The organism is Pseudomonas sp. R1-15 (assembly GCF_051132085.1).
Taxonomy (GTDB): Bacteria; Pseudomonadota; Gammaproteobacteria; order Pseudomonadales; family Pseudomonadaceae; genus Aquipseudomonas.
In genome coordinates this window covers 643,199-667,664 of sequence record NZ_CP071660.1, presented here as the reverse complement: position 1 = coordinate 667,664, position 24,466 = coordinate 643,199, and the positions used below count along the sequence as shown (strand labels likewise).

Here is a 24,466-nt window from a genome sequence, read left to right as displayed (position 1 = left end):
GATGAACGCCGCCCAGTTGCGCCGAGTCCACGCTGAAAGCTTCGCGCATTACCGCCAGGGCTTGATTGATCTGCTGCTTGACGCCGTGGGTTATGGCGCCAGCGTGGGGTTCATGGCTGACCTCGATGCCGTCCAGGCCCGCGCCTATTTCGACGAGGTCCAGGCCAGCCTCAACCAGGGCCATCTGCTGCTGTGGGTGGTGGTCAAGGACGAGCAGGTGCAAGCCAGCGTCCAGCTCGCGCTGTGCCAGAAGCCCAACGGCCTCAACCGCGCCGAAGTGCAAAAGCTGCTGGTGCGCGGCGATGCCCGCCGCCGCGGCCTCGGCCAGCAGTTGATGAATGCCTTGGAGCTCGGTGCGCGCCAGCACAAGCGCGGCCTGCTGTACCTCGACACCGAGGCCGGTTCCGAGGCCGAGGCGTTCTACCGCGCCATGGGCTACACCCGCGTCGGCGAACTGCCCGACTACTGCCAGAGCCCGGACGGGACCTACAGCCCGACCGCCATCTACTACAAGACTTTGGGGCAACCGCAATGATTCCAGGCCAGTACCAGGTCCAGCCCGGCGACATCGAGCTCAACGTCGGCCGCCGTACCCTCAAGCTGAACGTCGCCAACAGCGGCGACCGGCCGATCCAGGTCGGCTCGCACTTTCATTTTTTCGAAACCAACGACGCCCTGGCCTTCGACCGCGCCGCCAGCCGAGGCATGCGCCTGAACATCCCGGCCGGCACGGCGGTGCGCTTCGAACCGGGCCAGAGCCGCGAGGTGGAACTGGTGGACCTGGCCGGGCACCGGCGGGTGTTCGGGTTTGCCGGGCGGGTCATGGGCGACCTGTAAGTCAGAGGGTGCCTGCACTGGCCTCATCGCGAGCAAGCTCGCTCCCACAGGGAAACGCGATCAAATGTGGGAGCGAGCTTGCTCGCGATGAGTGAGCGCAGCGAACGGTTCCAATATTCAATTGAGTTTCAAGGCGAGCACATGAAGATTTCGAGACAAGCCTACGCCGACATGTTCGGCCCCACCGTCGGCGACAAGGTTCGCCTGGCCGATACCGAGTTGTGGATCGAAGTGGAAAAGGACTTCACCACCTACGGCGAAGAAGTGAAGTTCGGCGGCGGCAAGGTGATTCGCGATGGCATGGGCCAGAGCCAACTGCTGGCCGCCGAGGTGGTCGACACGTTGATCACCAACGCACTGATCATTGACCACTGGGGCATCGTCAAGGCCGATGTCGGCCTCAAGGACGGGCGCATCGCGGCGATCGGCAAGGCCGGCAACCCGGACATCCAGCCCGACGTGACCATCGCCATCGGGGCGAGCACCGAAGTGATCGCCGGCGAAGGCATGATCCTCACCGCCGGCGGCATCGACACCCACATCCACTTCATCTGCCCGCAACAGATCGAAGAAGCGCTGATGAGCGGTGTCACCACCATGATCGGCGGCGGCACGGGCCCGGCTACCGGGACCAACGCCACCACCTGCACCTCCGGGCCGTGGCACCTGGCGCGCATGCTCCAGGCCGCCGACGCGTTCCCGATGAACATCGGTTTCACCGGCAAGGGCAACGCCAGCCTGCCGGAGCCGCTGGTCGAGCAGGTCAAGGCCGGGGCCATCGGCCTGAAGCTGCATGAAGACTGGGGTACCACGCCGGCGGCCATCGACAACTGCCTGAGCGTGGCCGACCAGTACGATGTGCAGGTGGCGATCCACACCGACACCCTCAACGAATCCGGCTTCGTCGAAACCACCCTGGCGGCGTTCAAGGTCCGCACCATCCACACCTACCACACCGAAGGTGCCGGTGGCGGTCATGCGCCGGACATCATCAAGGCCTGCGGTTTTCCTAACGTGTTGCCCAGCTCCACCAACCCGACCCGGCCATTCACCCGCAACACCATCGACGAGCATCTCGACATGCTGATGGTCTGCCACCACCTGGACCCGAGCATCGCCGAAGACGTGGCCTTCGCCGAAAGCCGCATCCGCCGTGAAACCATCGCTGCCGAAGACATCCTCCATGACCTCGGCGCGTTCTCGATGATCAGCTCCGACAGCCAGGCCATGGGCCGCGTCGGCGAGGTCATCACCCGCACCTGGCAAACCGCCGACAAGATGAAAAAACAGCGCGGCGCCCTGCCCGGCGATGGCGCCGGTAACGACAATTTCCGCATCAAGCGCTACATCGCCAAGTACACCATCAACCCGGCGATCACCCATGGCATCAGCCATGAGGTGGGCTCCATCGAAGTCGGCAAATGGGCCGACCTGGTGTTGTGGCGCCCGGCGTTCTTCGGCGTCAAACCGACCTTGATTCTCAAGGGCGGGGCGATTGCCGCCAGCTTGATGGGCGATGCCAACGCCTCGATTCCGACACCGCAACCGGTGCACTACCGGCCGATGTTCGCCAGCTACGGCGGCTCACGACACGCCACCAGCCTGACCTTCATCAGCCAGGCCGCCGCCGAGGCGGGCCTGCCGGAGCAATTGGGCTTGAAGAAACGGATCGCCGTGGTGAAAGGTTGTCGCGATGTGCAGAAGACCGACCTGATCCACAACGACTACCTGCCGAGCATCGACGTCGACCCGCAAACCTATCAGGTCAAGGCCGATGGCGTGCTGTTGTGGTGTGAACCGGCGGATGTGCTGCCGATGGCGCAGCGGTATTTTCTGTTTTGAGTGGATAACTGGCCGAACGCAAACTCCGTGGCGAGGGAGCTTGCTCCCGCTAGGGTGCGAAGCAGCCCTCGCTCTTTGGCGGTTGCTGCGCAACCGAGCGGGAGCAAGCTCCCTCGCCACAGGGTTTTATGTCCAGCCTGCCTCATTCGACCAGCCGCCCCAGCCGCTGCTTGAGCATGCGGTTTTCGCTGCGCAGCTGCTGCACCTCTTCCAGCAGGTCCAGCGCCAGGGCGACGCCCTCCCATTCCAGCTCCAACTCGCGGCGCAGCTTCGCTGCACGCCGGGCCAGGACCAGTTCGTAATCAGTGAAACGCCAGTCCGTGGGGGCCGTGCCGTGAGGTTCGAGAATGCCATGCTCGATAATTTCGATCACATGGACATCGGCCAACGCAGCGGCCTCACAGAATTCCATCAGGTTCAGTTCAATGATCGGGTTGCTCATGGTCTGCTTCTCCCAATGCTTCAACTGTCGAGTCTAGCCATGATCCTCGGTTCAGAAGTTCTCCCGCGGATCAAATGCGGCTTTCTTCGCCAACTCCGCCCACAGCGCCTTGACCGATTCGTCGCTGGCCTTGGGCATCACGGCCTTGAGCTGCACGAACAGGTAACCGCGCTCGCCGGCCTTGTTGCGCAGGCCGTGGCCCTTGGCGCGCATGCGCTGGCCGTTCTGGCTGCCGGCCGGCACCTTGAGGTTGATCTTGCCGGTGAGGGTCGGCACCGCCACCTCGGTGCCCAACGCCAGTTCCCACGGCGCCAGGGGCAAAGTGATGATCAGGTCCTGGCCTTCGACATCGAACTTGGGGTGCGGGGCGAAACGAATGGTCAGGTACAAGTCGCCATTGGCGCCGCCCCCGATGCCGGGCGCGCCCTGGCCCTTGAGGCGGATGCGCTCGCCATCGGTCACTCCCAGCGGGATCTTCACGTTCAGGCTTCTGCTGGTATTGCTCACATGCTGGCCCGCGGCGTTGTACTGCGGCACCTGGAAGCTGACCTTCTTCGATTCGTTCGACAGGGTCTCTTCCAGGAAGATCGGTAATTCCATTTCCACGTCTTGCCCCCGACGGCCGGCGCTGCGACCCGATTGTCCGCCACCGAAACCCGGCCCGCGATTGCCAAAGATCGAACTGAAGAAATCCGAGAAATCGCCAGTGTCCTGCCCGCCAAAACCACCACGGCTCTGCCACCCCGGCGGCCCCTGGAACGGCTGGCCGTGCTGGCCATAGCGGCGCAAGTCATCGTATTCAGCGCGTTTGTCCGCACTCTTCAGCGCTTCATACGCCTCGGAGACATCCTTGAACTTGGTCTCGGCGTCTTTCTCTTTGCTTACATCCGGGTGGTACTTGCGCGCCAGTTTGCGATAGGCGGCCTTGATCGTGGCGTCGTCGGCCGTCGGCTCCACACCCAGGATCTTGTAATAGTCTTTGAAATCCATCTAAGCATCACCATCCGTTATCGATGTCGCACCGCCACGCACGGCATGCCCGGATGACCGGACAGCGGGTTGACCGGCCTCAAGATTGTGACCGGACGGTGCATCAGAAGTTTATCGGCAGCTGGCGGCGGATCTTGTACCGCCCTGTGCCACCAGACCCATGCCAGCAAGTTTGGGGGGCCGACGCGGTCTTTCAAGGCCGGGGTTTGCGAATTAGTGGACAACCGGCCTTCGAATCCGCGTCGCACTGGCATACACTGCGCGGCCGTTTTTACGACCGGAACTGAAAGACATGAAAAACCCATCCCCGGCGCGTGCCTGCGGTATCGACTTCGGCACGTCCAACTCCACCGTCGGCTGGCTGCGTCCTGGCATGGAAACGTTGATCGCGCTGGAGGATGACAAGATCACCTTGCCCTCGGTGGTCTTTTTCAATCTTGAGGAACGTCGCCCGGTCTACGGTCGCCTAGCCCTGCACGAATACCTGGAAGGCTACGAAGGCCGGCTGATGCGCTCGCTAAAGAGCCTGCTGGGTTCCAAGCTGATCAAGCACGATACCAGCGTGCTCGGCACGGCGATGCCGTTCAAGGATCTGCTGGGGTTGTTCATCGGTCAGTTGAAGAAGCGTGCCGAAGCCACCGCCGGGCGGGAATTCGAAGAAGTGGTGCTGGGGCGTCCGGTGTTTTTCGTTGATGACGATGAAATGGCCGATCAGGAAGCCGAGAACACTTTGGTGGACGTGGCGCGGGCCATCGGTTTCAAGGAAGTCTCCTTCCAGTACGAACCCATTGCGGCGGCGTTCGATTATGAATCGACCATCGAAAAAGAAGAGCTGGTGCTGATCGTCGACATCGGCGGCGGTACTTCGGACTTCTCCCTGGTGCGCCTGTCTCCCGAGCGCCGCATGCACGACAACCGTCACGCCGACATCCTCGCCACCGGCGGCGTGCACATCGGCGGCACCGACTTCGACAAGCAGCTCAGCCTGCAAGGCCTGATGCCGCTGTTCGGCTACGGCAGCCGGATGAAAAGCGGCGCCTACATGCCCACCAGCCATCACATGAACCTGGCGACCTGGCACACCATCAACGCGGTGTATTCGCAAAAGTCCACGCTGGCCCTGGGCAGCATGCGCTACGACATCGAAGACACCGGCGGTATCGACCGGCTGTTCAAGCTGATCGAACAGCGTGCCGGGCATTGGCTGGCGATGGAAGTGGAGGAAACCAAGATTCAGCTGACCCACGCCGACCAGCGCCACGTGGCCCTGGACCGGATCGAGCCTGGCCTGAGCGTGGACCTGAGCCGCGCCTTGTTCGAATCGGCGATCGACGGCCTGCTGGAGCGAGTGCGCAACAGCGTCACGCAACTGCTCAACGATGCCAACGTGCGGGTTGATCAAGTCGACACGGTGTTTTTCACCGGCGGCTCCAGCGGCATTCCGGCGCTGCGCAACAGCGTCGCGGCGATGCTGCCCCAGGCGCGCCATGTGGAAGGTAATATCTTCGGCAGTATTGGCAGCGGGTTGGCGATCGAGGCGATGAAGCGGTATGGCAGCCAGGTCTGATCCAGGACCGAGGCGCGTCCTTCGCGAGCAGGCTCGCTCCCACAGTCAACCGCATCCTACTGTGGGAGCGAGCCTGCTCGCGAAAGCGCTGGACCAGGCAATACAACTACCCGATCAAACCATCCCCACCTGCTTCAACTCGCTCTTGAGATACGCATAGTAGATCGGCCCCGCCACCACACCCGGCAGGCCGAACGCGGCTTCGAACACCAGCATCGCCATGAGCAGTTCCCACGACTTGGCACTGATCTGCCCGCCGACGATGCGGGCGTTGAGGAAGTATTCGAGCTTGTGGATCACGATCAGGTAACCCAGCGCCGCCACGGCCACCCAGATCGACAGCGACAGGGCGACGATGGTGATCAGGGTGTTCGACATCAGGTTGCCGATCACCGGCAACAGCCCCAGCAGGAACGTCATCACGATCAGGGTCTTGGTCAACGGCAGTTGAATGCCGAACAACGGCAGCACCACCGCCAGGAAAATCCCGGTGAAGAAGGTGTTGAGCAGGGAAATCTTGATCTGGGCAAAAACGATGTTGCGAAACGCCTTCACCAGCAGGTTCAAGCGGTCGAACAGCGCGGCGGCCAGGGGCTTGCGCTTGGTCAGGTCGGGGATGCGCTGCAAGGCGATGATGGCGCCCAGCACCATGCCGATCAGCAACGTCACGAACATGTGCGCCGCGTCCTTGCCCACCAGTTGCAGGTCGCTCAGGTGCTTGCTCACCCAGTCGCCGATCGCCACCCGGAACTCGGCGGCGCTGGCCGGCAGGTAGGCGTCGATGAACGGCGGCAATTGCCCACGGGCGCGGTCGACCACGCCCATGAATTTATCCAGGGATGCGCCCGGGTTTTCCGCTTCGTGCAGCAGGAAACTGAAGGCCCCGGCGAAAATCAGGCTCAGCACACTGACCACCAGCGTGCCCAACAATGCTACCGCCAGCCAGCGGGCACGCCGGCCTTCGATCAGTCGTTGCAGCTGCGGGGTGAGCATGTTGACCAGCTCGAACACCAGCAGCCCGGCCAGCAGGCTCGGCAACAGGCGCAGCGGCAACACCAGCAACAACCCACCAAAAATGATCACCCAACTGATCACCAACAACACATGACGCTGAGAAAACGTTGGCATACAGCCCCAGGACAAAAAAACGACATGAAAGGATCGGCAGTCTGCCAGCGTTCCGCTGGCAGCACTAGGGATTGTATCGGCCGATCCTGGTCGAGGTTCAGACGTTTTTTAGTTTCTTGCTCCGGCCTCATCGCGAGCAGGCTCGCTCCCACATCAGATTAGCGTCGGCTGGGTCCAATGTGGGAGCGAGCCTGCTCGCGATGAGGCCCTGGAGGGGTCAGAAAAATCCCGGTGCTTACTTTTTCTTCAGGCAATCACTCATGAACGCCTTGCGCGCATCGCCCTTCAAGGCCTGGGTCGTCGCCGTGGCGTTGCAGGTCTTCATGCGTTCCTGCGGTGTACTGGGTTCAGCGGCGGCCGGAGTGGCCTTCAGGCAGTTGCTCATGAAAGCCTTGCGTTCGTCACCCTTGAGGGCCTTGGCGGTGGCGTCGGCGTTGCAGGTGGTCATCTTGGTCTGTTGGGCGGTGGCGGCGAAGCCCTGGGAACACAGCAGCAGGCCGATCATCAACAAAGGGACACGCAGCATCTTCATGGTGTTTCTCCTGGTTGCCGCCCGAGAAGGACGGCGATGAAGTGCAGTGTAGACAAAGCCTGTTACACCTTCATCGCCAGATCTTCATTGCTTGATCTACCGCTTTCGCGAGCAGGCTCGCTCCCACACAGGTTTCAGCGACCGCTCCATTGTGGGAGCGAGCCTGCTCGCGAAGAACGATAACGCGGTCCAACTGATGCGCTACACCCCGGCATCCTTCAACCGCTGCGCATGCTCGACAAACAGCCGGATCGGCTCCGCTCCCCTGCCCACCAGTCCCAGCGACTGATTGACCACGTCGAAATGGTCCAGCGGATAATCATCACGAATCACCGTGCCCAGGTGCGAGCTGTAGCGCCCGACCATGCCGTCGCACTGCCCGGCTTCGCGCACGAAGGTGCGCGCGAACAGCCGGCAGCTGCGATTGGTGCCGTCGAACAGGTTGCGGCCCCTGTCGGTCTTGCCCGGCTGCAGAGTCCCGGACCACGAGTAATAACGCACCCCACTAACTTCTTCCGGCCCCTGCCCACCCCAGGTCTGCGGCAGGCCTTGTGGATAACGCTCGTTGAACAACGCCACGCCGGCAGTCGTCAGCGAAGCATGGGAGGCGCGGATGTCCACCGGCAATTTCGGCCCGTGATAACCGGTGTCGAGCAGGCTCATCAACGCGTTGATCAGCCGCAGAAAAGCGCTGAGCAACCGCCCTTTGGCGCTGTCGGCCGGATAATGGTCTTGCAGGTAATCGGCCAGTTCGGACCCGTGGTTGGTGCCGGCCACCGATGTGACCGAGGCGACCAGATCCGGTCGCAGGGCGGCTGCGTAGCGGGCAGTGAGGGCGCCCTGGCTGTGGCCGATCAGGTTGACCTTTTGCGCGCCGGTTTCCCTGAGAATCTCCTCGATCCGTGCCAACAATTGCTCGCCGCGAACTTCGGACGAATGCAATGGCGAAACCTTCACCGCGACCACCACGGCTCCACCCCGGCGCAACGCCTCGACAATGCCATACCAATACGGATACAACACCAGGCGAATGAACCCAAGCATGCCCGGGACCAGCACCAGCGGGTAGCGAGTGGCGCAGCGTTGCGACATGGCGACGTCCTTGTGATCAAGAGGTGGTCAGCATCGGTACCGATGATGACCAGTCTATGACACACCCGCCACTTCGGCCCGCGTCGTCAATCGAAGGCGCCGACGCCAGCCCCGTTGTAGCGATCGAGCCCGTTCAGAATGTTCGCGCCAGCGCCAGCAAGCGCCGCTCGGCCTCGGCGTAGGACCGCGCGAAGCTGTGCTCGGCCGACTCCTCTCCTTCAGCGGCCACCACCGTCACGTCGCTGATGCCGATAAACTCCAGGACCGTGCGCAGCAGCGTATCGGCGTGGTTCATGGATTCCAGCGAGCCTCCGGGGCCGAAGCCGAAATCGCCACGGCTGGTCACGATCAGGGCCTTTTTGCCCAGCACCAACGGCTCATATTGCGAGACACCGTTATCCAGGCTGTGGTTGAACGTCACGCCAATGCGCACGATCTGGTCGATCCAGGCCTTCACGCCGCTGGGCACGCCGAAATTATGCATGGGTGCGGAAATCACCAGCCGGTCATGGTCCTGCAGCTCCGCCACCAACGCATCGCTCAAGGCCAGGTCGGCCTGCATGGTCAACGGCCTTGCCTGAGGCTCGGGGTGGAACGCCGCGGCGATGAAGGCTTCGTTGACCGGAGGAATAACGGTCCGGCCGACCTCGCGGCGGGTCGGTTGGGTTTGTGGATTGGCGGCCTGCCAAGCCGCTATGAAAGCCTCCGTCAAACGTCGGGAATGGGAACGCTCGCCGCGGGGGCTGCCATGTACCACAAGAATATTGCTCATCTGAAACTCCTGGACTGTGACTACACTGGGAACCACGCATGGCTTTCAGATTGAAGCCCAAGCCTGCATCAGCTCAAATGAGCGTTAGTTGACCGGGATGAGCTGTTCTCATCCATTGGAGATTCCAGATGTTTGCTGCCCTGCCACTCAACGCGTTGCGTGCCTTCGAATCCGCGGCACGATTGCTCAGTTTCAAGGCCGCGGCGGCTGAGCTGTCGGTAACGCCCACGGCGATTTCCCACCAGATCCGCTCACTGGAAACCTGGCTGGGTGTGCAACTCTTTGAGCGCCTGCCTCGCCAGGTGAGGCTGACCGAAGGTGGCCAACGCTTGTTCCACAGCCTGCACGGTGCCTTGCTGGAAGTGGCGCAAAGCGTCGATACCCTGCGCCCGCAACGCAGCACCGCGCATCTGACGATTTCCACCACCGCAGCGTTCGCGGCGCTTTGGCTGGTGCCGCGCCTGGGTCGGTTCTACGCGCGCCATCCCACCATCAATGTCCGCCTGGACACGCACTGCGAAGTGATCGACCTGCACCAGGACGCCAGCGTGGACATGGTGGTGCGCTATAGCCTGGAGAACTACCCGAACCTATATGGCATGTGCCTGTTCGATGAGTACTTCGGTGTATACGGGTCACCGGAGCAAATAGCCGCTCTGGCGACCCGACAACCGACGACGTTGATCAGTGTACGGTGGCACAACACCAAGCTTTATGCCCATGGCTGGGAAGCTTGGTGCGCGCGGGCGGGAGAAACCTGGCTGACCCGTCAGCCCTGCATACGCGAATACGACGAGGAGCATTACGCCCTGCAAGCGGCAATTGCCGGGCAAGGCCTGGTCCTGGCGAGCAACGTGCTGGCCTCCGAGAGCGTCGCCAGCGGCCTGTTGGTCGCTTACCACCCGCACGTCCAGGTCAACGGCGCGGGCTACAGCGCCTTATGCGTTCCGGGCCGGGAACGCCATCCGCCAGTACGAGCGTTTTTCAAATGGCTGGAGGAAGAGGCGCGGCAGTCCGGGCACGCACTGACGAGTTCGTTAAAACTGTTTCAGGATCGGGTCGCCCAGAGCCAGAGCGATCATGCTGGCAGAGCATGAGGCTCTGGACAGCCTGCCGAAGAAAGCTCGACGAGCAATGAGTCCGCGTTGGCCGGTAGGCCGCGCCGCACCTTTTGTTCAATACCGTTTCTTTCGTAACGGGCTGTGCTGAGTTGCCTTGTGGAAACATTCACACTGACCTGTCCCACTACATGCTTGCCCGTGAAACGCTGCTTGAAAAAAAGCTCATCAATACGTTGCGAAGTCCGAAACCTCACAGATACCGTATAAACAACGGGGCCCACGCCTATCAGGCTGACATGCACGAAAACAGTCGTATCGGACTTGTCCTTCGCCTGAGCAGGTGAAAGCAACTGCTCCCTGATTGCAGCACCCAACGCCTCTGAACCCAGCGCTTCCTCAACACTGGCTATCAGCCGATCAAGCTGCGCCTGCAGCTTGACATCTGATATCAATTTTTCCCCGAGCAAGTCGCTCAGCACAATGACAACCCCGTTCTTCGGCTCGAAACTGGACGCTTTATTCGCCAGGGTTGTCCATTCCAGATTTTCCATGGCGCGAGAATAACCTGCGCGCCACTTCGCCAAGGCATCAAACTTGTCACCGGTCGAGCGAGCGTGCAGATGCGAATAGAGCAACGAATATTTAAGTTTCTGCCGCCACTCCTTCGGCACGCCTTCCGAAATAGACAACAGCCCTTCCGGAAGCAGCAGTATTTCCTCATCCAACATGACAGACCACCTTCCAAGATGGGTTGCTCATTCGAACAACCCGGTGAGCGCTTATAACTCGATACTGTTGAAAAAATCGTCAGAGCTCTTATCCAGCTTCTGGTAGATCATGTCCCTGTTCCGATCATGTATGCGCATATTGAGCTCGGCCATCGTAGCCACGCGCTTCATTCGAAGCCGCGACACTTTCCATTTCCAGAACCAAGCCCCGCCTTGGTTTGAAGAGAGAGTGCAGTCGACCGCCAGGAAAGCCGTTATTGGAGTTCCCCCTGGGGATTGGATGCAGGGCACGATTCTGAAGTCCTTATCCGCACCTTTTTTACTGGTGCTATCAAAAAGATTTACCAGCTTCTCGTCGGATCGCAGCCGATCAAAGACGCCGAACAATAAATCAAGCATCGCCGGAGCGTTTCGGCCTGCCACCGCCTGGACAATTTCCAGAACGATGGAATCCATCGTCAGACTTGTATGTGAAGTTGTAAACTCCTGATACTTGTTGCTGGTCATCGTCCATCCGCAATGCCTCATTGCATCACTGTACAGTGCGTGCCACTCGAGGGGCTGCTTGTTCTTGTCAAATTTGAAAGTGGCAACACGTTCAGCAAAATGAACACTGTCTGCCGCCGCGTGTTTTGTATCTCCGTCCAAATTATCGGCAAAGCCGATAATGGCAGGATTCTCGTTGGCTAATAATACGTCTGCCTGGGCAACTGACTGACTCTCCGACTTTTCAGCCATAGCCGTTAAACGGGAACTCTTTGGTGCACCTGCAGAGAAATCAGCAACACTGACGGGCGCAAGCCTTACCGTTTCAAAAAAGCGCATACTCTCGTCGATGCTGGGCAATAAAATACTCATGATATTTCCTTTTAATAAGTGATTGTTGTTTCTTGTTCAGCCGCATGACGGCAAGCGCCAACTTAATCACATAAGCCCGGACTTTCCACAGTTCATCCATGACCGCTTATTACCACCATCCAAGCGGCCGCATGCAACCCTGTCCGATTCGTTAAAAACCAAGACGGCGTTACAATTCGACCAATAACACTCACCCACTCAGAAACTAATAGAACAAACAGCCCATTAACTTTCTGCTACCCAGCAAACATCCGCCCACTTCGCAAACGCGATCAGTCCTTTACCGTCTTCGGCGCCTTGCCGGCCTTCATCTGTTCGAGCAGCGGTGCACATTGGTTGGGCTCACCGCCGCTGGGAGCGACCAACGCGAGCAACCCCGCGGCCGGCGCGGCGATGACACCCAGCGCGACCATTCCGGCCCCACGCAACATCAGCGGCACGGCCTTCACCCCGGCGGCGGGCTTGGCGAAGGTGCCTCGTACGTACAGCGGCGAACGCAGGGAAATCAATCGCCAGCCCTTGGACTCCGGCGTAACAGTCAGGTCCAGTTGTTCAGTGGCCATATTCGCCGTGCCATCGATATAGATGATCGCGTTCTCGGTATCGAATACAAACAGGCGAGTGGTCGCCAGACCGGTCTTGATGCCGAAATCAGCCGCCGCGCAATTGATCTTCACTTCCTTGTCGCCGAAGATTTTTCCTACCACATAGTTGCCAACGTTCAACCCTGCCAGCTCCATCAACTCCCGACTGATAGCACCGTCGTTGATGAGCATCTTCAAGTTGCCATTGGCGGTGCCCAGCAACGCCGCTACCGAATTACCTCGGCCGGACAGATCGGCATCGCCATTGAGCTCGCCGAAACTGGTTTTCATCGGTTCGAAACCCGGAAAAAGCTGCTTGAGCTTGAAGCCTCGCGCGGTTAGTTTCGCCTGGCCTTCGAGGGGCCGAGTCTGTCCATTGAGGCGAATCTGCGCATCGAGACGGCCACCGGCCACGCCAAAGCGCAAGGGTTCAAGACTCAACTGGCCATTGTTCAGCAGCAAATGAGTGTAGAGGTCGGTGAAGGGCAACTGCTCGCTGTGGACGATGCGCTTGCCGGTGAACTCCACGTCGGCATCCATTACGCTCCAGCGCTCAGTACGGAATTCTTCCACCGGCAAGACCTTGTCGGACGGTTGTTTGCTGGCACCGCCGCGAGCCTTCTGTTGCGTGTTGGAGTCGGCGCCGATAAGCGGCGCCAGGTCGCTGAACAACAGCTGATCGGATACCAGCGCGCCAGTGAGTTTCGGTCTCGGCTGGCTGGAAACATAAGCCAGGTCGCCATGAATATCGCTTTCGCCAATCTTGCCGTTGAACGCCTCGTAGCGGAACTGCGCCCCCTCCGGTTCGTGAAGCTTGGCGATCAGGCGACCATCGGTGGCATAGGGCGGCGAATCCGGCAGCGTCACGCCAGTCAACGGGTAAAGATTGGCCAGGCTTTTACCGGCCAGTTTCAGACGCAGGTCCAGGGCACCAAGGTTCTTCGGGTCGGTAAGCGTGCCGGCCAGCTCGATGCGGGTGTCGGCAATCTTCGCCTGGGCCTGCAGGGGAAAGGGTTGCGATGGATCCTGCAAGGCCAGCAAGCCACCGACCTTGCCAGAGCCGCTCAGGTTCTGTCCCTGATACTGCCCGTCAGCCTTGAAGGCAAAGGCGTAGTCCTGTGGTGCCGCACCTTGTTCCCGGGCTTTGTTCGCAGTCTTCTCACCGACGATATCGCTGAACGGAATGGGTTTGCCCAACGGGTCGATCAACACCTCGAGCCTGGTCTTGAGCGTCTGGTCATCCAGCGTGACATGCCCCTTGTCAAAGCCGATGGCACCGATATCGACCGACCAACTGGACGGTTCGGCATCCGGGTCCTTCGGATCGAACTGGAAGGTCCAGTTGGCGCGCCCATCAGCCAGGCGCTGCAGGCTGGCGTTGGGTCCGGTCAGGTCGATGCGCGGGATCGCCACCCGCCGGGCCAACAGGGCCAAGGGCGAAATACGTAGCTCGACGCGCTTGAGCGTGACCATTTGCGAGGTTTTCGACCAGTCCGGGTTTCCCAGGCTCAAATCTTCGGCCACGACATGGGGCCATGGCACAAAGGCGCGCCAGCCGCCTTCCTGCGGTTCGCGCTGCCAGATCACCGCCAGGTTGCCATTGATTGCGAATGGACGATGCAACTCCTCGGAAACCTTCGCGTTGAGCGTGGGCTTGAGGCGGTTCCAGTCGAAGAAAGCGATGACCAGCACAAGCGCGGCCAGCAGTGCGATGAGGCAGGCAAAGCCCCAGGCGAAAATTTTTGAGGTGCGCGTCATGCACAAGGCTCCTGACAATTTGGCGTGCGGACCGCGACGCCTGAGGCAAGGCGAACCGCTACTGGCTCACTGCCGATAAACGATTGGACTGCCGAAACGGCCGACAGGTTTACCACCAAGCGCGATGACCGGCACGAAAAAACGCCTCGGAACCTGACCGTTTCGACAGCTACCTGTTACCGCGCCCGCACTTTTGCGGGGCGCGAGTGGGTACAAACTACCCACTCCAGGGCAAAACCGCCCCTCTGAAAGGCCCGTTCTAGAGCCTTCCCGCAGAACAATCAATTCCGTTGATTATTACCATTGTGTTTATGAACTTTTATATCGACTTATCGAGAGTAGCATTGCCCTCGTACCCACTTTTCAGCCCTCTCGAGGAGCAACGATCATGAAACGCCAACTACTGATGAGTCTTTCCCTTTCCCTGCTGGCCTCTACCGCTTTCGCCTTGCCAGCTTCCGAACAGGCCACGCCGCAAGTCAAGGACAGCCATTCTGTCTATAGCCAGACCGTAGCCGAAGGTGGCCGTGACCGCCTGGAAGAAAAAGGCCTGGTCGAAGGTGGTTCCGACCGCACCCCACAAGGCCAGACCCTGGCGGCTGACGGCTCCGACCGCACCCCACAAGGCCAGACCCTGGCGGCCGACGGCTCCGACCGCACCCCACAAGGCCAGACCCTGGCGGCCGACGGCTCCGACCGCACCCCACAAGGCCAGACCCTGGCGGCCGACGGCTCCGACCGCACCCCACTGGGCGAAAGCCTGGCCGCGGACGGTTCCGACCGTACCCCACTGGGCGAAACCCTGGCCGCTGACGGTTCCGATCGCACTCCACAAGGCCAGACCCTTGCCGAAGGCGGTGGTGACCGCGTAATCGAACGCAACAGTGCAGTGAGCTGAGCCCATGGTGGCCCGAAAAAAAGCCCGATACCCTGAATCGGGCTTTTGACTTTTCAAGCCCCTCGTTTTCCCGACTGATCCGTCCCTACCGTTCGACGCCGCCAAAGACGATTTGCTAGAGTGCATCGCTCCCATGACCTGGAAGTCAGCCCTGCAATGCTTCCCCGCGCCGAACAGAAACAACAGACCCGAAATGCCCTGATGGATGCAGCGCGCCATTTGATGGAGTGCGGCAGGGGATTCGGCAGCCTGAGCCTGCGCGAAGTCGCCAAGACAGCCGGCATCGTACCCACCGGGTTCTATCGACATTTCGACGACATGGACCAGCTTGGCCTGGCGCTCGTCAGCGAAGTCGGGCAGACGTTTCGCGAAACCATCCGGCTGGTGCGCCACAACGAATTTGTCATGGGCGGCATCATTGATGCGTCTGTGCGGATTTTTCTCGACGTGGTGCATGCCAACCGATCGCAGTTTCTGTTCCTGGCCCGCGAGCAGTACGGCGGCTCCCTGCCGGTACGCCAGGCCATCGCGAAGCTGCGCGAAGACATCAGCTCGGACCTGGCTGCCGACCTGGCATTGATGCCCAAGTTGCAACACCTGGACCTTGCGGGACTGAGCGTGATGGCCGACCTCGTCGTCAAGAGTGTCTTCGCCACCCTGCCGGACATCATCGACCCGCCCGCCAAAGCGCTTCCCGAACATCTCACCCCCCAGGCGAAGATTACCCAGCAACTACGGTTCATCTTCATCGGCCTCAAGCATTGGCACGGGTTGGGTAGCACCGAGTAACTGCCTGCCCCCCCAACCCTCCATGTGGGAGCGAGCCTGCTCGCGAAAGCGCCGGGTCAGCCAGCATTGATTTTCCTGATGCACCGCTTCGCGAGCAGGCTCGCTCCCACAATGTCTCGCGTGCGATTCAAAGTGGTGCGAGTTTTCCCGAAGCGCACCATAACGGCACGAAGCCCGCCCCATCCAGGAACGCCATCCCCGCCATTTCCTACATCCCCTTCGATTGGCAAGCCCCTTGCTCTAAACACAGCACCGTTTATTGCTGGAAGCACTCCGATGCTGGTTATCCACCGCAGAATCGACACTCAACCGCGCTGGGACGCCGAGCTGCACCTGACCTTTGACGCCCGCAGCAAAAGCCGTCTGCGCTGTTTCAGTGCCGAGGGTGAAGACGTGGGATTGTTCTTGGAGCGAGGCCAGCCGCCGCTGTACGACGGTGAATGCCTTCAGGCCGAAGATGGGCGCATCGTGCGTGTCTGCGCCCGCCCTGAACAATTGCTCCACGTTACCTGCGCCAATGCGTTCGAACTGACCCGTGCTGCCTACCACTTGGGCAATCGCCACGTTGCCCTGCAGGTGGGCGATGGCTGGTTGCGCCTGCTGGATGATTACGTGCTCAAGGCGATGCTTGAGCAACTGGGCGCCAGCGCCGAATTCATTGAAGCGCCGTTCCAGCCGGAACACGGCGCTTATGGCGGCGGCCATCATCATTCCCGGCACGGCGACGAAGATTTCAATTACGCACCGCGCCTGCACCAGTTCGGCGTGCGTTCATGAACCCGGCATGGGCACTGCTGCGCCTGGCCAGTCCGCAACTGCCGATTGGCGGCTACAGCTACTCCCAGGGCCTGGAAATGGCTGTGGACAACGGCCAGGTCAAGACGCCGGACGACGCGCGCCGCTGGATCAGCGATCAGATGCTACTGAACCTGGCGCGTTTCGAAGCGCCCTTGCTCCTGGCTCATTGCACGGCGGCCGCTGCCGACGATTGGCACGCGCTGCTGGAACTCTGTGAACAACACCGTGCCAGTCGGGAAACCCGCGAGCTGTACCAGGAGAGCCGACAGATGGGCTACTCGCTGCAACAATTGCTGGCGGGCCTGCCGGAGCTCGACAGCGCCGCACGCAGCTTCCTTGAACAGCGTAGCGAACCACACCTGGCGTTGGGCTGGGCCCTGGCGGCCCGTGCCTGGGGCATCAAGCCCGAGGATGCCCTCGCCGCCTGGTTGTGGAGCTGGCTGGAAAACCAACTGGCGGTGCTGATGAAAACCCTACCGTTGGGCCAGCAAGCCGCGCAGAGGTTGACCAGCGAACTGCTGCCGTTGCTGCAACAGGCCCAGCAGATCGCCTCGAACATCGACCCCGACCATTACGGCAGCGCCACGTTTGGCCTGTCCCTGGCGTGCATGGCCCATGAGCGCCAGTACAGCCGCCTGTTCCGTTCCTAGGAGAGACACATGAATACACAACCTTTGCGCGTCGGTATTGGCGGCCCGGTAGGCTCCGGCAAGACCGCACTGACCCTGGCTCTCTGCCTGGCCTTGCGCGAGCGCTACAACCTGGCCGTGGTCACCAACGATATCTACACCCGTGAAGACGCTGATTTCCTGGTGCGCAACGAAGCCCTGGCGCCGGAGCGGATCATCGGCGTGGAAACCGGTGGGTGCCCGCACACGGCGATTCGCGAAGACGCCTCGATCAACCTTGAAGCGGTGGACCAGTTGAACCGGCGCTTCCCGGGCCTCGACCTGATCCTGGTCGAGTCCGGTGGCGACAACCTGTCCGCGACCTTCAGCCCCGAGCTGTCGGACCTGACCATCTACGTGATCGACGTATCGGCTGGCGACAAGCTACCGCGCAAGGGCGGGCCGGGCATCTGCAAATCCGACCTGCTGGTGATCAACAAGATTGACCTGGCGCCACTGGTGGGTGCCTCCCTGGAACTGATGAACAGCGATACCCAGCGGATGCGCAACGGCAAGCCCTTCGTGTTCAGCAACCAGAAGACTGGCCAGGGCCTGGACGACATCATCGCCTTCATCGAGCGCCAGGGCCTGCTGAGCGCGGCGTGACTTTCCCCATTCGAACAAGGAAGCTTATCCATGACATTCAAACGTATCCTCGGAACCCTCGCCTTGCTGCTGACCCCAGCTCTGGCCTTCGCCCATCCCGGTCACGGCGATAATGGCCTGATCGCCGGCCTGGGCCACCCCATCGGCGGGCTCGACCATCTGCTCGCGATGTTGGCGGTCGGCTTGTGGGCGGCCCAACAACAAGGCGCCGCGCGCCGGGCATTGCCATGCACTTTCGTCGGGACGATGCTGCTCGGTGGTTTGCTGGGCTTCGAAGGCCTGGACCTGCCTGCGCTGGAAAGCGGCATCGCCGCCTCGGTGCTCGCTCTTGGCCTGGCGGTGGCCCTGGCGGTGCGTCCGCCGCTAAGCCTGGCAGTCGGTGCGACCGCGATATTTGCGCTGTTCCATGGCGTGGCCCATGGCTTGGAGCTGCCGGACATGTCGAGTCCGTGGGCCTATGCGGTGGGGTTCGTCGCCGCAACGGCGGCGCTGCATGGCACGGGCTTCGCGCTGGTTCGTGTGTTGCCACGCGCGGCGGCGCCGGTGATCAGGTTGGCCGGGGCTGCTTCGGCGGCGGCTGGGGTCTGGTTGTTGGCCAGCTGACCTTTTCTGTTTTATTCAAAACCTCTTCGCGAGCAGGCTCGCTCCCACATGGATTGGCGTCCACAGTCCATGTGGGAGCGAGCCTGCTCGCGAAAGCGGCCTGACAGGCACCGCATCGCCAGAACCTGCCACTCTGCTACCATGTCGCGCAAACGCCCCCGCCGTGACGACGTCCGCCAATGCCTGAAGCCTCCCGCTCCGCCTTTCTACCCGAATTGACCACGCTGTTCGCCACGGTGCATCAGCAGTTTCACGATGTGATCGTGCCGATGTGGCAAGGTCCGGGCTGGAATGCCGAGCTGGCGTTGCCCTACGAGTCCCTGGATACCCAGCACAAGCCGCTGCCGCCCCAGCGTTATCGCGCCATGGCCTGTGCGCGGCAGTTGTATGTGTTCGCCAGCCTGATCGGCGAAGTGCCGCAGGCCGAGGAACGGGCCGCCGCGCTGTTTCGCTCGCTGCAACGGCACTTCCACGATGCCGAACATGGCGGCTGGTTCTACAGCATCGACCCGCAGGGGATACCGCTGGATACCGGCAAGGATCTGTACACCCACGCCTTCATCCTGTTCGCCTGCGCCCACTACTGGGGCAAGGTTCGCGAACCGCTGGTGGAGTCGGTGCTCAACGCGGCCCTGGAAATCATCGCGCGACGCTTCGCCACTGGCGACGGTCTCTACGAAGCCAGCCTCGGCCGCGACTGGTCGACAGCCGAGACCGGCCCGCTGCAGAACCCGCTGATGCATCTGGCGGAAGCTTTTCTCGCGACCCTTGCGGTTCGCGACGATACCGCTGTTCGCCAAGCGTTGCTGAGCCTGTGCGAGGGGATGTTCAAGTGCTTCGTTGATCCGCAGCGACAAGTCATGATGGAGAAACCGCTCAAGGCTGTGGATAACTGGTTCGAGCCGGGGCATCAGTTCGAGTGGTATTTCCTGCTGGCCTCATCGCCCTTGTTGCGTGGCGGCAAACTGCACCTGGCCCTGGAACGCAGCTTCGGCGATACCGAACAACAAGGCGTCGATCCGGATACCGCTGGCGTTTGCGCCATGCTGGCCTTGGAGCCGCAGACGGCTCCGCGCGATGCAACCCCACGCATCTGGGCCCAGGCGGAATACCTGCGGGCACTCACGTTGCGCCCTGGCAGCGAAGGGACGTTGCTGCGCCAGCTACGGGCGTTGCAGCAACATTTCCTGCACCCCTTGGGCTGGAACGAATGCCTTGATGCCAACGGCAATATCAGCCGCCGGGACATGCCGTCCACTACGCCTTATCACCTGCTGACCTGCTATCGCGGGCTGGCCGAATATCTGGCCTGATCCCCCCTGTGGCGAGGGAGCTTGCTCCCGCTCGGCTGCGAAGCAGTCGTGAGCTTTTTTGGGCCGCTACGCGGCCCAGCGGGAGCAAGCTCCCTCGCCACAAAAGCTCATCTCCAGAACCCTGTCAGGCCTTGTTGCGCTCGATGGCGAAGCCGGCCCAGGTCTGGCTCACCGGCATCAGCTCCAGGCTGTTGATGTTGATGTGCGCCGGGGTGTTGAGCACCCAGAAAATGGTGTCGGCGATGTCCTGCGGCTGGATCGGCTCGGCGCCGGCGTAAGTCGCGTTGTAGCGCTCCTGGTCACCACCGAAGCGCACCAGGGAAAATTCGCTCTCGCACAGCCCCGGCTCGATATTGCTCACCCGCACGCCGGTGCCCTGCAGGTCACAGCGCAGGTTCAGCGAGAACTGTTTGACGAAAGCCTTGCTCGCGCCATACACGTGACTGCCCGGATATGGGTAGTTGCCGGCGATGGAGCCCAGGTTGACGATCCCGGCGCCACGGCCATGGGCAATCAGCCGCGGCAACAGCAGGCGAGTGCTGTAGATCAGGCCCTTGACATTGGTGTCGACCATGGTGTCCCAGTCATCGAGGTCGCACTTGGGCGCGGGGTCGACGCCCAGGGCCAGGCCGGCGTTATTGATCAGCCCACGCAATTTGGCGAACGAAGGCGGCAGGCTGGCGATGGCCTCTTCCATTGCCTTGCGATCACGCACGTCCAGAACCAGGCCATGGACCTCGGTCTGCTTCGATAACTCGGCACAGAGGGCGCTGAGGCGCTCTTCACGACGACCGGTCAGCACCAGTTTCCAACCGGCCTCGGCAAAACGACGGGCACAGGCTTCACCAAAACCGGACGTAGCGCCGGTGATAAACAGGGTGTCGGACATCGTGTTCTCCTTGCTTGGGCTTCAAGCCATTAATGGAAATCGGCCCACAGCATGCCCGCCCTGACACGCCGTGGGCAAGGCTTGAGGACGCGTTTTTGCCTGCACGGCTGCTCATAGAACAACCAATCGAGCCCAGGCCTTGCCAAACAAGGGCTGCAGCGGGTTGCGCGCATCTTATCCACAGGCACGTCCACAATAATCGGGGGCAAGTACGAACACCGGAAGCCGCTGTGTATAAGGCTTTGCGGGACATTTGGAAATTTTTTTCGCTTGACCCACCAACTGAGCTTGTGCAGCAGAAGTTATCTGCTATAAGCCGAGTCTAGATAGACGATGGCGCCAAGCCAGCAACGACGCTGCTCAGCGCGGTCTTTCCAGAGTTTAGTCACAGACTTATCCACAGGCTTGCTCACCGTTTTCCGAACGCCTATGACGCTCAAAAAACTGTTGACAACTGCCACTTCCGAATGACCAAAACTGCCTGATCAAAAAACGCTCACCTCGCTGAAAGCCTCGTAATCAAAGGGCTCCAGCCAAGTACACCCACGTTACCCACAGCCAGTTCCACAGCAAACGGGGACAAGTCAAAACCGTGACAAAACAACTGTTTGCGGCGACTTTATGTCGCGGTTTCGCAGGGCTTCGAGATTGTTGTCCACAATTCTGAAAACTGTATATATCCCCCTGTGGGAGCGAGCCTGCTCGCGAAGGCGGCGAGTCAAATACATGAGCGACAACTGATCCGGCGCATTCGCGAGCAGGCTCGCTCCCACAGGGGACGATGGTGGTTTGGAGAGATAAAAAAACCGGCGATCACTCGCCGGTTTTTTTCATTACATCTGCCGCCTCAATGCCCGCCAAGATACGCGTTGCGCACCTCTTCGTTGGCGAGCAGTTCCTTGCCGCTGCCGGTCAGGCGGATTTCTCCGTTGACCATCACGTAGGCCCGGTCCGACAGCTTGAGCGCGTGGTTGGCGTTCTGCTCCACCAGGAAGATAGTCATGCCGGTGGACGCCAGCTCCCGCAGGGTGGCGAAGATCTGCTTCACCACGATCGGCGCCAGCCCCAGGCTCGGCTCGTCGAGCAGCAACAACTTCGGCCGGCTCATCAAGGCCCGGGCGATGGCGAGCATTTGCTGCTCGCCGCCGGACATGGTCATGGCTCGCTGGTTGCGGCGCTCCTTGAGCCGCGGGAACAGCTCGAACATGCGCTGCATGTCTTCGCTGGCGTATTTGTCACCGATAGGAATGGTGCCCATCAGCAGGTTTTCCTCAACGGTCATGTCGGGGAACACCCGGCGCCCTTCCGGCGATTGAGCGATGCCGTTGGAGGCGATGTAGTGCGACGACTTGTGGGTGATGTCCACGCCCTGGTAGATGATCTGCCCACCCGCAGCGCGGGGCTGGCCGAAGATCGACATCAGCAGCGTGGACTTGCCGGCACCGTTGGAGCCGATCAGGCTCACGGTTTCGCCTTCGCCGATGTGCATCGAGACTTTCTTCAGGGCCTGGATCGGCCCGTAGAACACGTCTAGCTCCTTGAGTTCGAGGATAGGCCCACTCATACCAATTCCTCTTCATCGGCGCCCAGATAAGCCGCGATCACCTTCGGATCGTTGCGAATCGCCTCGGGACCGCCCTCGGCAATCACGTTGCCGTGGTCCAGCACTACGATGTGATCGGAAATACTCATCACCATGCCCATGTCGTGTTCGATCAGCACCACGGTCAGATCGTGCTCGTCGCGCAGCAGCCGGATCATCGCGCTCAGCGCTTCGGTTTCCTGGGGATTGAGGCCGGCGGCCGGTTCGTCGAGGCAGATGATCTGCGGACGCGTGCACATCGCCCGAGCGATTTCCAGGCGGCGCTGCTGGCCGTAGGAAAGCTCACCAGCCAGGCGGTTGGCACAGTCCACCAGGTCCACAACTTCCAGCCAGTAGAAAGCGTGGTCCAGGGCATCGCTTTCAGCCTGGCGATACCCCTTGGTATTTAGGATGCCCGCCACCAGGCTGCGATTGACCCACATGTGCTGGGCCACCAGCAGGTTTTCCAGCACCGACATTTCCTTGAACAGGCGAATGTTCTGGAACGTTCGCGCCAGGCCGGCGCGGTTTACCAGGTGGGTGCCGCCGAACATCTTGTAGTACAGCCGGCTGGCGAAAGACTTTGGCGAGACAAAGTCCGTCGGGCGGAACGCTTCGCCCAACAACTTGATCACGTTGGTCTGCTCGCCACGCACGTTGAGTTCGATCTTGCCGCCCGAAGCCTTGTAAAAACCGGTCAGGCAGTTGAACACCGTGGTCTTGCCCGCGCCGTTGGGGCCGATCAGGGCGAAGATCGAGTTGCGCTTGACTTGCAGGCTGACGTCGCTGAGGGCCTTGATGCCACCGAACTGCATCATCAGGTTTTCGACTTTGAGTACGACTTCGCTCATGGCGCTACCCCCTTGCGCGGCGTCACACCGGTACGGCTGATGCGGATCAGGCCGCGTGGGCGCCAGATCATCATCAATACCATCAACACGCCGAACAGCAGCACGCGGTACTCGGAGAAACTGCGCAGCAGCTCCGGCGCCACGGTGAGCACGAATGCCGCGATCACCACGCCAACCGTCGAGCCCATGCCACCCAGCACCACGATTGCCAGGATCAACGCCGACTCGAAGAAGGTGAACGAGGACGGATTGACGAAACCCTGGTAACTGGCGAAGAACACACCTGCCAGGCCAGCGGTGGAAGCACCGATAGTGAACGCGGAAAGCTTGACCAGCACATGGTTCAAGCCCATGGAGCGACAGGCGATCTCGTCCTCGCGCAGGGCCTCCCAGGCGCGGCCGACCGGCATGCGGGTCAGGCGATGCTTGACGTAGAGCACCAGCAGTACGGTGATGAACAACACGATGTAGATGAACAGGAATTTGATGTTGGGGTTGTAGTCGATGCCGAAGAACTCATGGAACGGCACCCCGCCGTCCTTCGCTCGCCTGCCGAACTCCAGGCCCAGGAAGGTTGGCGCAGGAACCGGCATGCCATTCGGCCCGCCAGTGAACGACAACCAGTTGTTCAGCACCAGCCGGATGATCTCGCCGAAACCCAGGGTCACGATGGCCAGGTAGTCACCGTGCATTCGTAACACGGGGAATCCTAAAATACACCCCGCCATCGCCGCTGCGATGGCCGCCAGCGGCAGCACGGTCCAGAAACCCAGCCCCAAGTATTGGTAACCCAGCGCCAGGCCGTAGGCGCCGATGGCGTAGAACGCCACGTAACCCAGATCGAGCAACCCGGCCAGGCCGACCACAATGTTCAGGCCCAGGCCCAGCAGCACGTAGATCAGCCCGAGGATCACTACGGTAAGCACGTACTTGTTAGCGAAGAACGGGAACACGATGGCAATCACGATCAGGGCCGGGATGATCCAGCGCAGCCGCGATTTGTAGTCGGGTGGCAGCACATGCACGCCGGAACCGGTGCTCTCGAACCCCTGGAGGATCTTCAGCCCCTTCGGGGTTTGCAAGAACAGGCTCAGGGCAAAGCGCCCGACCATCACGATCGCCACCAGCCAGCCGACGCGGGCCGGTTGCAGGTTGAAGCTGTAGCCGTCGAGCACTACGCCGACGATCGGCCCGAACACGATCAGCGAGATCAGGCCGGCCAGGATCGCGTCGATGACGCTCTTTTTGATATCAAGCGGTTTATTGGCAGCAGACATA

Annotated in this window: 25 protein-coding genes; 12 read left to right on the top strand and 13 right to left on the bottom strand. The window is 61.0% G+C overall.

Annotated features, from left to right (window positions below; genetic code table 11):
* The first annotated feature begins 1 nt into the window (after nt 1).
* The 3 genes from J3P97_RS02845 to ureC all read left to right on the top strand — a co-directional run bounded on the left by J3P97_RS02845 (nt 2) and on the right by ureC (nt 2,679).
* A complete protein-coding gene (locus tag J3P97_RS02845; protein WP_305497115.1) occupies nt 2–535 on the top strand; it encodes a GNAT family N-acetyltransferase in 534 nt (177 codons plus the stop codon).
* Nucleotides 532–837: an urease subunit beta gene (locus tag J3P97_RS02840; protein WP_434602683.1), complete on the top strand. Its 306-nt coding sequence runs from the start codon at nt 532–534 to the stop codon at nt 835–837. Before J3P97_RS02845 ends, J3P97_RS02840 begins: the two co-directional genes overlap by 4 nt.
* Before the next feature lie 141 nt (nt 838–978).
* Nucleotides 979–2,679 (top strand): urease subunit alpha, encoded by a 1,701-nt coding sequence (ureC, locus tag J3P97_RS02835; RefSeq protein ID WP_434673424.1) that lies wholly within the window; start codon nt 979–981, stop codon nt 2,677–2,679.
* Nucleotides 2,680–2,821: 142 nt separating this feature from the next.
* On the opposite strand, the gene J3P97_RS02830 is transcribed toward ureC, so the two are convergent.
* Nucleotides 2,822–3,121 carry a chaperone modulator CbpM gene (locus tag J3P97_RS02830; protein ID WP_264433249.1) on the bottom strand — a complete coding sequence of 100 codons (300 nt, stop codon included), beginning with the start codon at nt 3,119–3,121 and terminating at the stop codon, nt 2,822–2,824.
* Between the two features lie 51 nt (nt 3,122–3,172).
* Complete coding sequence (locus tag J3P97_RS02825; RefSeq protein ID WP_434569968.1) at nt 3,173–4,111, bottom strand: DnaJ C-terminal domain-containing protein; 939 nt, start codon at nt 4,109–4,111, stop codon at nt 3,173–3,175.
* Nucleotides 4,112–4,403: 292 nt separating this feature from the next.
* On the opposite strand from J3P97_RS02825, the gene J3P97_RS02820 reads away from it, so the two are divergent.
* On the top strand, nt 4,404–5,678 hold the full coding sequence (locus J3P97_RS02820) for an Hsp70 family protein (protein WP_305497121.1): 1,275 nt from the start codon (nt 4,404–4,406) through the stop codon (nt 5,676–5,678).
* A 114-nt stretch (nt 5,679–5,792) separates the two neighbouring features.
* Here the strand turns inward: J3P97_RS02820 and J3P97_RS02815 are convergent, their stop codons facing one another.
* From J3P97_RS02815 to J3P97_RS02800, 4 genes are all read right to left on the bottom strand, one after another.
* Nucleotides 5,793–6,806, bottom strand: a complete 1,014-nt coding sequence (locus J3P97_RS02815; RefSeq protein ID WP_305497122.1) for an AI-2E family transporter — start codon at nt 6,804–6,806, stop codon at nt 5,793–5,795.
* 235 nt (nt 6,807–7,041) lie between these two features.
* Complete coding sequence (locus J3P97_RS02810; protein ID WP_305497125.1) at nt 7,042–7,338, bottom strand: PsiF family protein; 297 nt, start codon at nt 7,336–7,338, stop codon at nt 7,042–7,044.
* Between the two features lie 201 nt (nt 7,339–7,539).
* The gene (locus tag J3P97_RS02805) at nt 7,540–8,430 is read right to left on the bottom strand and encodes an alpha/beta fold hydrolase (RefSeq protein WP_434673423.1); all 891 of its coding nucleotides are present in this window, start codon (nt 8,428–8,430) and stop codon (nt 7,540–7,542) included.
* A gap of 133 nt (nt 8,431–8,563) precedes the next feature.
* On the bottom strand, nt 8,564–9,202 hold the full coding sequence (locus tag J3P97_RS02800; protein WP_434673422.1) for an FMN-dependent NADH-azoreductase: 639 nt from the start codon (nt 9,200–9,202) through the stop codon (nt 8,564–8,566).
* Between the two features lie 128 nt (nt 9,203–9,330).
* Between J3P97_RS02800 and J3P97_RS02795 the strand changes: the two genes are divergently transcribed.
* Nucleotides 9,331–10,299 (top strand): LysR substrate-binding domain-containing protein, encoded by a 969-nt coding sequence (locus J3P97_RS02795; protein WP_434602680.1) that lies wholly within the window; start codon nt 9,331–9,333, stop codon nt 10,297–10,299.
* Here the strand turns inward: J3P97_RS02795 and J3P97_RS02790 are convergent.
* From J3P97_RS02790 to J3P97_RS02780, 3 genes are all read right to left on the bottom strand, one after another.
* Nucleotides 10,281–10,991 carry a hypothetical protein gene (locus tag J3P97_RS02790; protein WP_434673421.1) on the bottom strand — a complete coding sequence of 237 codons (711 nt, stop codon included), beginning with the start codon at nt 10,989–10,991 and terminating at the stop codon, nt 10,281–10,283. The two genes, J3P97_RS02795 and J3P97_RS02790, sit on opposite strands and share 19 nt — an antisense overlap.
* A 51-nt stretch (nt 10,992–11,042) precedes the next feature.
* Complete coding sequence (locus J3P97_RS02785) at nt 11,043–11,849, bottom strand: hypothetical protein (RefSeq protein ID WP_434673420.1); 807 nt, start codon at nt 11,847–11,849, stop codon at nt 11,043–11,045.
* Nucleotides 11,850–12,121: 272 nt separating this feature from the next.
* The gene (locus J3P97_RS02780) at nt 12,122–14,191 is read right to left on the bottom strand and encodes an AsmA family protein (RefSeq protein WP_434673419.1); all 2,070 of its coding nucleotides are present in this window, start codon (nt 14,189–14,191) and stop codon (nt 12,122–12,124) included.
* A 388-nt stretch (nt 14,192–14,579) separates the two neighbouring features.
* Here J3P97_RS02780 and J3P97_RS02775 point away from each other — a divergent pair, with 388 nt between their 5' ends.
* From J3P97_RS02775 to J3P97_RS02745, 7 genes are all read left to right on the top strand, one after another.
* Nucleotides 14,580–15,089, top strand: coding sequence for a hypothetical protein (locus J3P97_RS02775; protein ID WP_434673418.1), 510 nt, complete (start codon nt 14,580–14,582; stop codon nt 15,087–15,089).
* Between the two features lie 156 nt (nt 15,090–15,245).
* Entirely contained in the window at nt 15,246–15,878 is a 633-nt protein-coding gene (locus tag J3P97_RS02770) for a TetR family transcriptional regulator (RefSeq protein WP_305497134.1), read from the top strand.
* 276 nt (nt 15,879–16,154) lie between these two features.
* Nucleotides 16,155–16,655, top strand: coding sequence for an urease accessory protein UreE (ureE, locus tag J3P97_RS02765; protein WP_434673417.1), 501 nt, complete (start codon nt 16,155–16,157; stop codon nt 16,653–16,655).
* Nucleotides 16,652–17,326: an urease accessory protein UreF gene (locus J3P97_RS02760; RefSeq protein WP_434673416.1), complete on the top strand. Its 675-nt coding sequence runs from the start codon at nt 16,652–16,654 to the stop codon at nt 17,324–17,326. The genes ureE and J3P97_RS02760 overlap by 4 nt, the downstream gene beginning before the upstream one ends.
* A 9-nt stretch (nt 17,327–17,335) precedes the next feature.
* Complete coding sequence (ureG, locus tag J3P97_RS02755; protein WP_305497140.1) at nt 17,336–17,950, top strand: urease accessory protein UreG; 615 nt, start codon at nt 17,336–17,338, stop codon at nt 17,948–17,950.
* A gap of 30 nt (nt 17,951–17,980) precedes the next feature.
* Entirely contained in the window at nt 17,981–18,553 is a 573-nt protein-coding gene (locus J3P97_RS02750; protein ID WP_434673415.1) for a HupE/UreJ family protein, read from the top strand.
* Nucleotides 18,554–18,732: 179 nt separating this feature from the next.
* Nucleotides 18,733–19,866, top strand: coding sequence for an AGE family epimerase/isomerase (locus tag J3P97_RS02745; protein ID WP_434673414.1), 1,134 nt, complete (start codon nt 18,733–18,735; stop codon nt 19,864–19,866).
* A 124-nt stretch (nt 19,867–19,990) separates the two neighbouring features.
* Here the strand turns inward: J3P97_RS02745 and J3P97_RS02740 are convergent, their stop codons facing one another.
* The 4 genes from J3P97_RS02740 to livM form a co-directional block, all read right to left on the bottom strand.
* Entirely contained in the window at nt 19,991–20,755 is a 765-nt protein-coding gene (locus J3P97_RS02740; RefSeq protein ID WP_434569981.1) for an SDR family oxidoreductase, read from the bottom strand.
* An 847-nt stretch (nt 20,756–21,602) separates the two neighbouring features.
* Nucleotides 21,603–22,319: an ABC transporter ATP-binding protein gene (locus J3P97_RS02735; RefSeq protein ID WP_305497148.1), complete on the bottom strand. Its 717-nt coding sequence runs from the start codon at nt 22,317–22,319 to the stop codon at nt 21,603–21,605.
* Complete coding sequence (locus J3P97_RS02730; RefSeq protein WP_434569982.1) at nt 22,316–23,188, bottom strand: ABC transporter ATP-binding protein; 873 nt, start codon at nt 23,186–23,188, stop codon at nt 22,316–22,318. The genes J3P97_RS02735 and J3P97_RS02730 overlap by 4 nt, the downstream gene beginning before the upstream one ends.
* Nucleotides 23,185–24,465, bottom strand: coding sequence for a high-affinity branched-chain amino acid ABC transporter permease LivM (gene livM / locus J3P97_RS02725; protein ID WP_434569983.1), 1,281 nt, complete (start codon nt 24,463–24,465; stop codon nt 23,185–23,187). Before livM ends, J3P97_RS02730 begins: the two co-directional genes overlap by 4 nt.
* Nucleotide 24,466 lies beyond the last annotated feature (1 nt).

Coding starts and splice junctions, on each gene's coding strand:
- J3P97_RS02845 (WP_305497115.1), top strand. CDS start 2: ATGAACGCCGCCCAGTTGCGCCGAGTCCACGCTGAAAGCTTCGCGCAT.
- J3P97_RS02840 (WP_434602683.1), top strand. CDS start 532: ATGATTCCAGGCCAGTACCAGGTCCAGCCCGGCGACATCGAGCTCAAC.
- ureC (WP_434673424.1), top strand. CDS start 979: ATGAAGATTTCGAGACAAGCCTACGCCGACATGTTCGGCCCCACCGTC.
- J3P97_RS02830 (WP_264433249.1), bottom strand. CDS start 3,121: ATGAGCAACCCGATCATTGAACTGAACCTGATGGAATTCTGTGAGGCC.
- J3P97_RS02825 (WP_434569968.1), bottom strand. CDS start 4,111: ATGGATTTCAAAGACTATTACAAGATCCTGGGTGTGGAGCCGACGGCC.
- J3P97_RS02820 (WP_305497121.1), top strand. CDS start 4,404: ATGAAAAACCCATCCCCGGCGCGTGCCTGCGGTATCGACTTCGGCACG.
- J3P97_RS02815 (WP_305497122.1), bottom strand. CDS start 6,806: ATGCCAACGTTTTCTCAGCGTCATGTGTTGTTGGTGATCAGTTGGGTG.
- J3P97_RS02810 (WP_305497125.1), bottom strand. CDS start 7,338: ATGAAGATGCTGCGTGTCCCTTTGTTGATGATCGGCCTGCTGCTGTGT.
- J3P97_RS02805 (WP_434673423.1), bottom strand. CDS start 8,430: ATGTCGCAACGCTGCGCCACTCGCTACCCGCTGGTGCTGGTCCCGGGC.
- J3P97_RS02800 (WP_434673422.1), bottom strand. CDS start 9,202: ATGAGCAATATTCTTGTGGTACATGGCAGCCCCCGCGGCGAGCGTTCC.
- J3P97_RS02795 (WP_434602680.1), top strand. CDS start 9,331: ATGTTTGCTGCCCTGCCACTCAACGCGTTGCGTGCCTTCGAATCCGCG.
- J3P97_RS02790 (WP_434673421.1), bottom strand. CDS start 10,991: ATGTTGGATGAGGAAATACTGCTGCTTCCGGAAGGGCTGTTGTCTATT.
- J3P97_RS02785 (WP_434673420.1), bottom strand. CDS start 11,849: ATGAGTATTTTATTGCCCAGCATCGACGAGAGTATGCGCTTTTTTGAA.
- J3P97_RS02780 (WP_434673419.1), bottom strand. CDS start 14,191: ATGACGCGCACCTCAAAAATTTTCGCCTGGGGCTTTGCCTGCCTCATC.
- J3P97_RS02775 (WP_434673418.1), top strand. CDS start 14,580: ATGAAACGCCAACTACTGATGAGTCTTTCCCTTTCCCTGCTGGCCTCT.
- J3P97_RS02770 (WP_305497134.1), top strand. CDS start 15,246: ATGCTTCCCCGCGCCGAACAGAAACAACAGACCCGAAATGCCCTGATG.
- ureE (WP_434673417.1), top strand. CDS start 16,155: ATGCTGGTTATCCACCGCAGAATCGACACTCAACCGCGCTGGGACGCC.
- J3P97_RS02760 (WP_434673416.1), top strand. CDS start 16,652: ATGAACCCGGCATGGGCACTGCTGCGCCTGGCCAGTCCGCAACTGCCG.
- ureG (WP_305497140.1), top strand. CDS start 17,336: ATGAATACACAACCTTTGCGCGTCGGTATTGGCGGCCCGGTAGGCTCC.
- J3P97_RS02750 (WP_434673415.1), top strand. CDS start 17,981: ATGACATTCAAACGTATCCTCGGAACCCTCGCCTTGCTGCTGACCCCA.
- J3P97_RS02745 (WP_434673414.1), top strand. CDS start 18,733: ATGCCTGAAGCCTCCCGCTCCGCCTTTCTACCCGAATTGACCACGCTG.
- J3P97_RS02740 (WP_434569981.1), bottom strand. CDS start 20,755: ATGTCCGACACCCTGTTTATCACCGGCGCTACGTCCGGTTTTGGTGAA.
- J3P97_RS02735 (WP_305497148.1), bottom strand. CDS start 22,319: ATGAGTGGGCCTATCCTCGAACTCAAGGAGCTAGACGTGTTCTACGGG.
- J3P97_RS02730 (WP_434569982.1), bottom strand. CDS start 23,188: ATGAGCGAAGTCGTACTCAAAGTCGAAAACCTGATGATGCAGTTCGGT.
- livM (WP_434569983.1), bottom strand. CDS start 24,465: ATGTCTGCTGCCAATAAACCGCTTGATATCAAAAAGAGCGTCATCGAC.